Source organism: Leuconostoc sp. DB-1 (assembly GCF_013414845.1).
GTDB lineage: Bacteria > Bacillota > Bacilli > Lactobacillales > Lactobacillaceae > Leuconostoc > Leuconostoc mesenteroides.
Genome location: NZ_JABFNJ010000001.1, coordinates 1,417,861 through 1,427,500 on the forward strand (window position 1 = coordinate 1,417,861; position 9,640 = coordinate 1,427,500).

Sequence of the window (9,640 nt, forward strand, 5' to 3'; positions counted from 1 at the left end):
TTACTACAAGGGTATCTGAAAACCTTATGCACCAGTACCCCTAAATCCTATTCAAAGAAACAGCTCGCAAACCAATGATTATGCCAATGCTAATTTTGGTTTAAATAAAAAACATCTAGAAAATAATCTAGGTGTTTTTTTATTTCACAAAATTATTACTAATTCACATTACTTTGATTCAAAGTCCAACGTGATTCCGGTGTCGTTGGTAAAATCATTAAAATAAAGAACCAAATATTTCCGATAATCGGAATCAAATCAATAAATATCCAACCAGCACTTCGATTTGTATCGTGCAGACGGCGTGCTTTCAAAGTAAAAGTAGCAATCCACACAATTATCATGACGATTCTTGTTGTCAAATTAGTAGACAAGTCACCAACAGTGTAGATATCTTCAATTGAATGACCTTGCATATTTTCCAAGATGCTAACTAATATTCCACCCAAAAAATAATTGACAATTAACGGTACCCAGTACTGTGTCCTTGTTGCCGTTGCATGCCAAGAAAACATTTTTGTCCAAAATTCACGATAAGCATTAATCATATGATTTCCCCCTTTTCTCTCATCATCAATCAATGATAACACTCTTTTTGGAAAAAGTTAATTTAGAGAATCAAGCTAGAATATGTTGACAATATAAAAAGCAGCATACTCTCAAACAACAATTTCCAAAGCTTACACTGGGTAAATTATTATTTTCTCATCTAAGCATCTGCTGAAATAGAGCTATCAGGCACCATCAACATTTCTAGCCTAAACGCTGAGTAAACTGCTCCTGGATTGAAAGAAACCCATTCCCGTTATCGTTAAGGATAACTTCAACAACTCGCATTGTTATTAGGACTTCCTCCTAATCTATATACGTAGTATAGCATATAAACGCTCCGATTGCAAACGCTTACATTTATGATATATAAACCACCTCAAATGACCAGAAAAGCCAACTCAACAAATTGTGAGTTGGCTTTTTACTAACTGCTCCACTTGGATTCGAACCAAGGACCTGCGCATTAACAGTGCGTTATTCTACCACTGAACTATGGAGCAATGAAATAAACAATGATTAAATTATAATGTATTAATTATTAGTTGTCAACATATTTTTCAGAAAAAAATATGTACTTTCATAATACAATTTTAATAATAAAAAATCCCCAACAGACAGGACTATATCGAGGAATTTAATTTCAATCGTCTGTTGGGGGTAGTAATGTTGTGAACAAACATTACTATTTTAGTATAGCCACTACTTTAACAATTATTCTAAAAAATGTTAGGTTACTTATCAAGATGAACGTTTCTCAAAAATACTATGATTAATTTGTATCGGAAATTTATCCCCGCAATTTTCGAACATTAAGGATCATTTAACTTAATTATTCGTAAAAAAGCTGACATTATTTCTGCTTGTCGTTTGTCAGTATGTTACAATATCATCAGTACAAATTAAGGAGCTATCATGACATCACGTAAAATCCCTTCAATCATGGGAACGCAACATCCAGATAATGCTAATGCGCCATTCTGGGAAAGTTCTCAGCAACCATTTATCAGTGCCTATCGAGAAACCGGTGAAGCATTTGAAAACTTTAATGAATTAAATGTCGATGAGTATATGTGGGATTGGGAAGGTAAACATGCTGATGCAGCTGTCATTGATCGCTTGTTTAGCACAGAGTATGATTATTTCAAAGATCATCAAATCGGTCGTGACAAGTTTTTAACTTTCCGTTTCCCTAATATTTGGGAAGAAAAAGGCTACAACTTAATGCAAGCGATGACTGCCTTCTTAAGTTCTGAAGACTTCGCCCATGATCTTGGATTCTCTCGACCATTATTTGAAGCTATTCTGCCAATGGCACAGCGTGCAGACCAAATTTTGAAAATGCAAGTTTTGTTTGAAAAATTAGCAAACTTCAAATCAGCAGAATTTACTCGCTCTGATAAAAACACACCCTATATTGAAATGATCCCTCTTTTTGAGGATTTTGAAACGCAATTACATGCACCTGAAATTTTAAAGGAGTATTTAAACCTCCACGAAGAACATTTTGGCTTCCGACCAAAATATATGCGTGTATTCTTAGCCGGATCGGATTCTGCTTTAACAGCTGGATTTATGAGTTCAATTACCGGTAACAAACTAGCAATTGCGCGACTTCATGAGTTTGCTGAAGAAGAAAACATTGAAATTTTCCCAATTTCAGGAACCGGATCAGCAATTTTCCGTGGTGGTTTATCTCCACACCGCATCGATCGCTACGTAACAGAATTTCCAGGAGTACGCACAGCAACTGTTCAATCAGCATTCCGTTACGACTTTCCTATTGAAGAAGTGCAAAAAGGCATCGCTGAATTAAAAGAAAAATTGCCTGTTGCAGAACCATTAAAAATTTCTCTTGATGATCAAAAGATTTTAACTGAGATAGCTGAAGAGTCCGCTAAGTTTTATTCTAATACGCTAGACAATTTGGTTCCTAGCATGCAAGCGATTTTCAAGGCGTTCCCAAAGCGTCGTGATCGCCGTCAACACGTTGGTGTTCTTGGATATTCACGTTCAGTTGATGGCATCGAATTACCAAGGGCCATTAACTTCACTGGCTCATTCTACTCAGTCGGTGTCCCACCAGAATTTATTGGTTTTGGGCGCGCATTGAAGCATTTAGATGCTGATCATTTGAGCGTATTTGTTCGCTCATATCCTAGCATGAGCAAAGACTTTAATGAATTAGCACGCTTCGTTAATATGGATGCTTTGCAAATTCTAAAAACTCAAAATTCTGCTTGGGCCGAAGTTGAAGAAGATATTCTCATCATGCAACGTATTTTCAAGTTTGAAATTGGTCCTCAAACGCGCGAAGAACAACAACATGCTGAAATTGCACTTCAAGTAGTGCAATTTAAAGATGGTGCTCCAGTTGCCATTACAGCCCTTATTAACCGCATGGCACAATTACGACACTTCCTTGGATAAAAAGCCTAAACAGGCTTTTTTTATTTGCTCTCAGTTCGCCTTAACATTGAAATTTTGATACAATGATACTAATTTGTTTGAAAGCAAGAGTCAAAATATGCCAGATTTCCACATTATTAATATAGTACAAGATAAACACCAAGATATACAATCTGCAGATTTTGTCTCTCACGTGAAAAATTCACTGAAGTTTTCTTCGTGGTATGAGGCTACATTTGACGCAGAAATAACTTTTATAGCAAAAAAACTGGCCAAAAACCTACCGGATGAATCATCAAATCATGTTATTTTAGTACTTGGCAACGACAACACCTTGAATACAGTATTAAATGGACTACTTAGTGTCGAGCGCCAACATCAACTTCCTATTAGTTATATACCTTTGGATCTCCATACTAATTTTACACCCGCGCTCCATCTCAAAGATAAGACAAACGTCTTACCTCAATTGCAGCAAATTCATCATCCTAAATTTTTAAATATTGGCAAAATCTGTGGTGATATACCCAAACAGCAGACCAAATATTTTATTAGTAGTGTTGGCATTGGTTTTGATACTGCACTAACCGAATACAAGAAAAATAGTATTAAAAATACCAGTCCATTCAAACTTAACGTATTAAAGAATCATTTTTTGACCACTAAAGCCTTCTTTAGTCAGAAAAGTTTTCCTGTAACGATTAACGCTTGCTCGGAATATTTGCAACTACCAAACTCCTTCCTACTAACCTTAAAAAACAAAGTAACTGCAACATCTACTACTGGCAACCTGCCAGAAACTTCGATAGAAATTATTGTTCTTAGGAAAATGAAGATGATGCAATTTGTCACGGGTATTATTTTCAATCATAAATATTTAAGATCAAACATCATACATCACGTTAACCTATCCCCTGGAGATGCTATTCATGTTCACGATATTCAACCTGGACATATTGATGGCGGACTACTTGGAAATGGTAGTTTTTCATTTAATGTTGATCAACAGTCTTACCCATTTTGGATTTAAATTGCAAAATAAACCCACTAACCTAAGTTAGTGGGTTTATTTAATAGATTGAATCTTGATGAACGTTCAGCTTGCCCAATTACCGTCGTAATCACACGTTTTGAAACAAGATTTTGTCCAAATTCTAATACTAAATCATCTTTATAATATATTGCAGCAATTGCACTAACTAGGGTGGGTACAATGCTGTTAGAATGACCATGAATCAAAGATTTTTCAACTGCTTGCGTGTAACTATCACTATTCAACAAGCTCCAAATAACCGCCTCCAATGTTGGCGAAGCTTTACCATTTAATTCGATTTTATCAGCTGGTATATTTGAAAAATCAGGTAGATTGAGATCATAAAACGCAGTCAGTTCATTCACAAAAACTTGGTGGCGAGAATAATACTCAAATCCAAATGCTAATCCATTTTCTACGGCATCAGATATCAAATGCCCGTCCAATATTTGACTGACAATAAGGCTGAGCATCCCCACACTGACCAGAGCTCCCTCGTCATTGTGCGTTAAACCCGCTATTCTATGTAACATCAGCATGGCTGGTTCATCATTAATAAAAGAAACCCCTACTTGATGATATAAATAGAGAGATACTGGCAGCATACGTGATAGTATATTTTCACTATCAGCATCATCAGTACCAATTCCTGCTGCCAATATGTCTCTATTTTTAGTATAGTTTTCTAACGCCTGCTTGGTCACAACATCCACATCTTGAATTGTTCCCATTGGTGCATATTGGCGCTTTTTGTACCAGTTTTGCAGATGAATCATTACATCTGCTAACTGATAACCTCGTGATAAACTAGCGGTTGTTGTCAGTGCCAAGCTTGTCTGGGTACCCCATCTCAGCTCATGATCTGACTCACCTCGTAACAATTTTTCCTGTTCACGAACTGGCAAATAGGCAATACTTTCGCCTACAGCCATTCCTTTCAACAAAAATTGAATTGTCGATCCTTTTTTAACCATATTTCATTTTATCATGAATTAAAGTAAGTTTTTGATTTCTTTCACCTTATCTAATGATTCCCAAGGAAGATCGATATCCGTACGTCCGAAATGTCCGAATGCAGCTGTCTGCTTATAGATTGGACGACGCAAATTTAAGTTGTTAATAATAGCTAATGGTCTGAAGTCAAACAATTTAGTTATAATTTCATTGATTTTTTCTTCAGAAACTTTGGCTGTACCAAATGAATCAACATTCAGTGATACAGGGCGTGCAACACCAATTGCATATGATACTTGCAATTCCAACTTATCAGCGACCCCAGCCGCAACCATGTTTTTTGCAACATAACGAGCATAGTAAGCGGCAGAACGATCCACTTTTGTAGCGTCTTTACCTGAAAAGGCACCGCCACCATGATGGGCAGCACCACCATAAGTGTCCACAATAATTTTACGTCCTGTTAATCCTGAATCGGCTTGTGGCCCACCTAAAACAAATCTTCCAGATGGATTAATATAATAAATCGTGTCTTCGTCTACCAAATCTTGTGGTAACACTTCATCAATGACATGTTTACGAATATCAGCTCGCAATTGCTCTAGTGTGACTTCGTCATCATGTTGTGTTGAAAGGACCACAGCAGCAATGCGCTTAACTTTATCATTATCATCTAATTCAACTGTTACTTCACCTTTAGCATCTGGTCTTAGATATGGTAAAATTTCGTTTTCACGTGCATCACGAATCTTGCGCATTAAACGATGCGACAAAGCCAACGTCAATGGTAAATAACTGTCTGTTTCGTTAGTAGCATAGCCAAATACCATACCTTGATCACCAGCTCCAAGTTGGTCTGGATCATCTTCTGCATTATCGACAGCTTGTGCAATATCCCCTGATTGCTCAACAATTTTATTAGAAACGTTAACTGAATCGGCAGTAAATCCTAGTTCAGCATGATTATATCCAATTTCACGAATTGTATCTGTCGCGATTTTGCGAATATTAACATAAGCATTCGTGGATAATTCACCAAAAATGGATACATCTCCTGTTGAAGTAGTCACTTCAACCGCTGAACGTGCTTTCGGATCTTGTTCGAGAACTGCATCTAAAATAGCATCAGCTATTTGATCAGCTATCTTATCTGGATGCCCAGCAGAAACTGATTCCGATGTGAAATACTTTGCCATGAATACTCTCCTACGTTTGGTCGTCACCTTTGAATCAAAATAAAAAGCTAAGAGTCGCATAAAAAAGCGCGTTCGACAAGCATAGTCGAACGCGCTAACGTGACGACTATCTGTACAGATGGACCACCATGTCAAAACTGATGAAAATACACTCTCGTAGCTGCTTTTCGTTATTTTGCCGGTTGGTGCAGGGTCATTGTGCTGTATCACTCGCCTACTCTTGATAGCTGTTTTAAATTGTATAGACAATCATATCAAATGGTTCATTAAAAAGCAAATAGCGTTTAAAATATTTCATCTGTAACTATGTCGTTATCAAAACGACAACTTTACAATTCAAATTTACGGTACAATATTAATCATGGAACAAGATTATTTTCAACAATCAAATATGGCCCATCGCCTGCCAGATGGCCGTTCAATGCCCCGACGCTTAAGCAATGATGCTCAAGACAAACGAAGTTTTGAAAATTTTTATCCGATACATTTTCGTGACCGCCGTTTTTGGATACCACTGTCTGTAATCGTGATTTCTCTAAATATTATTTGGTGGCGATTACCCCTACTCCATACCCAATCTCTTCAAGGTTCCATTACTTGGCAAATTGCACCATTATTTTGCTATACAATAGCAATAGCAGTGGGTATGGCGCTTATGATGACTCAGAACTTCCGTAGTCTGATTAGTTATATTTTTTTTGCTGTTGGTAGCTTGTTCACATTTAGTTCATTAATTCAATCAAGACATGAAATATTCGTCCTATTATTACTCTTATGTGTCTTCTTAGTCATCGTTCAACAACTCTGGCTTGGTTTACAAAATATTCTAGGATTAATTTTACTGGCCGTTCTAGCGACGTTCACAGTGCCTATTGCTATTTTTTATGTACAAAATAATTTTGTAACCGAGAAATTTATTTTGCAATTATTACCCATGTTTTTCAGCTTTATTTTCTATTTCAATCCCATCTTAATGCCAAATCCCGATGGTAGGAAATTGAGTATTTTAACACTTGGTCTATTCTGGGTTGTATTGTTCAGCCATCATGTTGGTGTCAGCACTATCTTTGTTGTACTTTTTAGCTTACTGGCTTTTGTACTACAGTTTATGAAGGCTAAGTTGGGTAATTGGCAGAATATGGGCTATATCTTATTACAAGCTTTCTCAATGTTATTGTTATATCATTAAAAAAAGAACACAGACGTGTTCTTTTTTTGCTTACAAATACCAATATTACTTCAATGATAACCAGCCTTCAATCATCTCTGTTAACCTAAGTTCAGCCGTCTGTCCTTTTAGCCAGACTAATCCAGGTATTTGATGACGCAAATAGGTTAATTGTCGCTTTGCGTACCGCCTAGAATCTTGTTGCAGTTGATTAATAGCTTTATCCAAAGTTACCTGATCGCGTAAGTAAGGGAAAAACTCCTTATAACCGATGGCCTTCCCTGATTGTAGTTTTTCCCCGCCAGCGTCCAGAATTGTCTGTGCTTCCCTCAACACGCCATCTTGAAACATTTGTGTAACACGGTTATTGATACGCTCATAAAGTAGCTCACGGGGCCAATCAAGGCCTATAACCAGCGCATCATACTTTGGCCGTTGTGTTAATTTTGCATCTTTTTTCCCATATTTTGCAATTTGAATTGCCCTAATAACGCGTTGCTTGTTTTTTAAATCTACTTTTTGAGCACGATTAATATCTAAAGATTTTAATTCTACAACTAATTTGTCTAGTTCATAAGCATTTAATTTATGCACTTCTTCCGTATCGCTTGCGGCGTATTCTAGTTCTTGAAAGCCTAACAAAGCTTTAACGTATAACCCAGTGCCACCCACAATAATTGGTAATTTTCCTCGTGAAATGATATCAGCGATCACTTTATCTGCAGCAATAATAAAATCGCCCACAGAGTAATTAGCTGTTAAATCTACAATGTCAATTAAATGATGCGGAACAATGTTTTGTTCCTCTTTAGTCACTTTGGCAGTTCCGACGTCCAAGTTGCGATAAATTTGCATCGAATCAGCTGATACAATTTCACCGTTGAGACGTTGTGCCATCTGAATAGATAAGCTGCTTTTCCCAGAGGCTGTTGGCCCAGTCAACACTACTATTTTATTCATTAACTTTTTGTATCTCCTTACGTATTCGACAGGCCAACGCTACTTGATTTGTGATGATACCCGGTAATTTTGCTTTGAATACAGCGCGCATATCTTCTTCCTTGTCAACCGTCCAAGGGCGAATGGGCAATCCTATACGCCAAAATAATTTTGGCTTTCTTTTTAGTATTCTAATATCAGGATGTACAAATTTAAATACACCAATAATTTTTAACCACCAAACTTTGGGCGAAGGCCAAAATACTAGTGCAGCGATTTTAGCATTAGGTTGAAGCTTCCGTATTATTTTTAATGATTTTAAATTGAAGCTTTGATAAGTAATACCATATGTCGGATCAAACTGATTCACTAAATTTAGAACTTCTTGCTCAATGCCTGGATAGTCAATATGATCTGTTTTTATTTCTAAAAGTAGCGTTTTACTAAACCTTTCATTTTTTAAAAAAATTAATAATTCTTCTAGTGTTGGGATTGAAACATTATTCATCATTGGCTGTTTATAACTGCCTGCATCCAACATTTTTATTTCTGCTAGAGTTAGTTCCTTTACTAAACCAGTCCCATTGGTTGTTCGATCTACTGTTTCATCATGGATAACTACAAGATACCCATCTTTAGTACGATGTACATCAGTTTCAAGCATATCAATATCATATGCCAAGGCTGCCTCAAAAGCAGGTAGTGTGTTCTCTGGAGCAACGATTCGATATCCGCGGTGTGCTATTATTTCTGTCATGTTTTACCCAATCATAGTTATTTACAAATGCGCTGAAATGGTTGATAATAGTACTTAAAGAAACTTAAGAAAGTGGAAAAAATATGAAATCATTTAAATTAGGTGTTATCATTGGAACTTTTGGAACAGCTGCTGCAGTTGCTGGAAGTGCTTTAGTATATCGTCACAAAGTCATCAAGCCTATTGAAAAGGCAGAAGAAGAGTACAATGAAGTCTCTAAAGCAGCTATCAGAAGAAGCGTTGCTGCACATCAATCACGATACTAAGAAAAAGAACCGCACTATTGCAGTTCTTTTATTTTGTCTTTTTACCTTCATAACGATTAAAACCGCCTCGTAATATGAAAACCTTATCTTTTTCAAAACCTTGTTTGCTTAATGATTTAGCAGCTCGCACAGCGTCACGAAGGTTATCATCGTATAAAAAAATATCGCGATCTTTACGCAAACCAGATTTTCCCTGCAAAAAATTCATAGCAACAATGTTTCGAGATCCTAAAATGTGTGATCGTTTATACAACGTACTTTCACGTACGTCAATAATTTGACCATTATCGGCTTCTAGTTTTTCAGTAAATTCAATGGGCTTTAACAATGTCCCATGCATTTTTGCCGAGACAAACACCCAAAGCCAAC

Annotated in this window: 10 protein-coding genes and 1 tRNA gene (1 of these 11 cut by a window edge); 4 read left to right on the forward strand and 7 right to left on the reverse strand. The window is 36.6% G+C overall.

Annotated elements, in window-relative coordinates:
• Positions 1-158 precede the first annotated feature (158 nt).
• Positions 159-548, reverse strand: coding sequence for a DUF805 domain-containing protein (locus tag HFP47_RS06960; RefSeq protein ID WP_010286910.1), 390 nt, complete (start codon positions 546-548; stop codon positions 159-161).
• Between the two features lie 432 nt (positions 549-980).
• Positions 981-1,052 (reverse strand) — tRNA-Asn (locus HFP47_RS06965).
• 412 nt (positions 1,053-1,464) lie between these two features.
• On the opposite strand from HFP47_RS06965, the gene ppcA reads away from it, so the two are divergent.
• Both ppcA and HFP47_RS06975 read left to right on the forward strand, forming a co-directional pair.
• On the forward strand, positions 1,465-2,979 hold the full coding sequence (gene ppcA, locus HFP47_RS06970; protein WP_011680311.1) for a phosphoenolpyruvate carboxylase: 1,515 nt from the start codon (positions 1,465-1,467) through the stop codon (positions 2,977-2,979).
• Between the two features lie 97 nt (positions 2,980-3,076).
• On the forward strand, positions 3,077-3,988 hold the full coding sequence (locus HFP47_RS06975; protein ID WP_179876270.1) for a diacylglycerol kinase family protein: 912 nt from the start codon (positions 3,077-3,079) through the stop codon (positions 3,986-3,988).
• A gap of 17 nt (positions 3,989-4,005) precedes the next feature.
• On the opposite strand, the gene HFP47_RS06980 is transcribed toward HFP47_RS06975, so the two are convergent.
• Together HFP47_RS06980 and metK are read right to left on the reverse strand one after the other, a co-directional pair.
• Positions 4,006-4,965, reverse strand: a complete 960-nt coding sequence (locus HFP47_RS06980; RefSeq protein WP_011680313.1) for an ADP-ribosylglycohydrolase family protein — start codon at positions 4,963-4,965, stop codon at positions 4,006-4,008.
• Positions 4,966-4,983: 18 nt separating this feature from the next.
• Positions 4,984-6,141, reverse strand: coding sequence for a methionine adenosyltransferase (metK, locus tag HFP47_RS06985; RefSeq protein ID WP_011680314.1), 1,158 nt, complete (start codon positions 6,139-6,141; stop codon positions 4,984-4,986).
• Between the two features lie 361 nt (positions 6,142-6,502).
• Here metK and HFP47_RS06990 point away from each other — a divergent pair, with 361 nt between their 5' ends.
• On the forward strand, positions 6,503-7,330 hold the full coding sequence (locus HFP47_RS06990) for a hypothetical protein (RefSeq protein ID WP_002815396.1): 828 nt from the start codon (positions 6,503-6,505) through the stop codon (positions 7,328-7,330).
• 45 nt (positions 7,331-7,375) lie between these two features.
• Here HFP47_RS06990 and miaA read toward each other — a convergent pair whose 3' ends face one another.
• Positions 7,376-8,269: a tRNA (adenosine(37)-N6)-dimethylallyltransferase MiaA gene (gene miaA / locus HFP47_RS06995; RefSeq protein WP_179876271.1), complete on the reverse strand. Its 894-nt coding sequence runs from the start codon at positions 8,267-8,269 to the stop codon at positions 7,376-7,378.
• The gene (locus HFP47_RS07000; protein WP_014325074.1) at positions 8,262-9,005 is read right to left on the reverse strand and encodes a glycerophosphodiester phosphodiesterase family protein; all 744 of its coding nucleotides are present in this window, start codon (positions 9,003-9,005) and stop codon (positions 8,262-8,264) included. The genes miaA and HFP47_RS07000 overlap by 8 nt, the downstream gene beginning before the upstream one ends.
• Positions 9,006-9,088: 83 nt before the next feature.
• Here HFP47_RS07000 and HFP47_RS07005 point away from each other — a divergent pair, with 83 nt between their 5' ends.
• Positions 9,089-9,271 (forward strand): DUF3042 family protein, encoded by a 183-nt coding sequence (locus HFP47_RS07005; RefSeq protein WP_002815399.1) that lies wholly within the window; start codon positions 9,089-9,091, stop codon positions 9,269-9,271.
• Positions 9,272-9,299: 28 nt separating this feature from the next.
• On the opposite strand, the gene HFP47_RS07010 is transcribed toward HFP47_RS07005, so the two are convergent.
• On the reverse strand, positions 9,300-9,640 hold the 3' portion of the coding sequence (locus tag HFP47_RS07010; RefSeq protein ID WP_011680317.1) for a rhodanese-like domain-containing protein. The gene runs 64 nt beyond the window's last position; the window shows 341 of its 405 coding nt (coding positions 65-405); its start codon lies off the right edge, out of view; it ends in the stop codon at positions 9,300-9,302.

Excerpts from the sequence above, each read along its gene's own strand:
- HFP47_RS06980 (WP_011680313.1), bottom strand. The coding sequence starts at position 4,965 with ATGGTTAAAAAAGGATCGACAATTCAATTTTTGTTGAAAGGAATGGCT.
- HFP47_RS07005 (WP_002815399.1), top strand. The coding sequence starts at position 9,089 with ATGAAATCATTTAAATTAGGTGTTATCATTGGAACTTTTGGAACAGCT.
- HFP47_RS06990 (WP_002815396.1), top strand. The coding sequence starts at position 6,503 with ATGGAACAAGATTATTTTCAACAATCAAATATGGCCCATCGCCTGCCA.
- HFP47_RS06975 (WP_179876270.1), top strand. The coding sequence starts at position 3,077 with ATGCCAGATTTCCACATTATTAATATAGTACAAGATAAACACCAAGAT.
- HFP47_RS06960 (WP_010286910.1), bottom strand. The coding sequence starts at position 548 with ATGATTAATGCTTATCGTGAATTTTGGACAAAAATGTTTTCTTGGCAT.
- ppcA (WP_011680311.1), top strand. The coding sequence starts at position 1,465 with ATGACATCACGTAAAATCCCTTCAATCATGGGAACGCAACATCCAGAT.
- metK (WP_011680314.1), bottom strand. The coding sequence starts at position 6,141 with ATGGCAAAGTATTTCACATCGGAATCAGTTTCTGCTGGGCATCCAGAT.
- HFP47_RS07000 (WP_014325074.1), bottom strand. The coding sequence starts at position 9,005 with ATGACAGAAATAATAGCACACCGCGGATATCGAATCGTTGCTCCAGAG.
- miaA (WP_179876271.1), bottom strand. The coding sequence starts at position 8,269 with ATGAATAAAATAGTAGTGTTGACTGGGCCAACAGCCTCTGGGAAAAGC.